1 protein-coding gene is annotated in these 1,317 nt (G+C 47.0%); it reads left to right on the top strand.

Translation table 11 applies throughout. From position 1 onward, the window contains the following. Nucleotides 1-892: 892 nt before the first annotated feature. Nucleotides 893-1,317 (top strand): BUD32 family EKC/KEOPS complex subunit (locus tag MOST_RS17105; RefSeq protein WP_161952785.1); only part of this gene is annotated, 425 nt, incomplete at its 3' end.

Here is a 1,317-nt window from a genome sequence, read left to right as displayed (position 1 = left end):
CTGGCAACAGCTTCTTCGAGGACTTTTACATCACTTGCTAACCCGCCCCCACACCCACTAAGGGCGATGAGCAGAAGCATCACCATGGGCGCCAGGATACCCTTCAGGCGAGCAGGAAGCATCTTGTGTCCCCCTTTAAAACTAAGGGAGCTTAACTATAGCTCACTTTGTCCTTAAGAAGAGTGCCGGCAGCATTGGCAGAAACCATAGTTTACGCCGGAAAGAAGTCATTGGCCGCGCCTCCCTGTTAACCCGTTTGTTTTAACTTTACGGGCTTTATTTATTTAGACGGCGGTAATTACGAAAAGGTTCCCATTGCTTTCCAGATTTATGTTATAATATCCCCCGGGGTTACTTGGTTATATTTGTTTTAACGGAGGAACAAAACTAGAGCTTGGCACTTAATGTATTGACACTTAGTCTTCGTGGAGGTGATAAAGAGCATGAAGCACTTTTTCAGTAGCACAGCCTGGAATACTTTTGTCCTAATTGTAATGGGCATAATTGCTTTTTTTACCAGGGAAATAGTCACCTTTTTAATGCTCGGCTTTGTCCTTATCAGCCTGACTAATATTTATAATGTCCTTCAAGAGATCTCCACTAAACTCGATAACCATAAAGTGGATTAATCTCTATCCGGTTCTTTTTTCCACCCCCGATTTTAATTATGTTAGCGTGGCTTTGTTACTTTCTGCCACGGCCCTGTTACGACGAAAAAGTTGTTAATAGCGTAATTGTAAGCGGTTTCGGCTTAAGCGAGGGAGTTTAAAACGTTGGATAAAAAAGAGGTCTTTAAAGATATATGTCCGGACAACGGTAATTATCTTCCGGAAGCGGGCGAAGCAAACCTGGTGCCGTTGCGGCAGTATCTCCGTATCTCCGGCAGCAGGAGATGTCGACGGGAAATTTTTTATCCCTTGCCGTGCAATTAGCGGCAATTCTTTCCCGGTTGCACCGGAAGGGCGTCGTCCTCGGCAAGCTGAACCCGGATATCCTGTTAATCAGCCGGCAGGACGATTCGGTGCATTTGGCAGACTTTAGCCGGGCAACGGGAGCGGATAGCTGCCTTTTTTGCCCCATTACTACAAAAAAAGCGAAGGGTTATCCCTTTGAAATAGAACAGGGAGGCGATGCCGCTTCCCTGTTTACGATCTTGCCTTATAGTACTTTTTGGCAAAAGCCGTCCCCATCTATTTTACTGGGGCGGGATTTGCGGCTCGGAAAAGGACGGTGGTTGCGGGTCATGCAGGGAGGACCCCACATAGTTGCCGGGTGTGGACAGGTTAAAAAAGAGCCGGGCATCCTTGTCCACACCCC

Source organism: Neomoorella stamsii (assembly GCF_002995805.1).
Classification (GTDB): domain Bacteria; phylum Bacillota; class DSM-521; order Neomoorellales; family Neomoorellaceae; genus Neomoorella; species Neomoorella stamsii.
The sequence above is the reverse complement of the archived record's forward strand: the minus strand, read 5'-3'. Positions and strand labels throughout refer to the sequence as shown.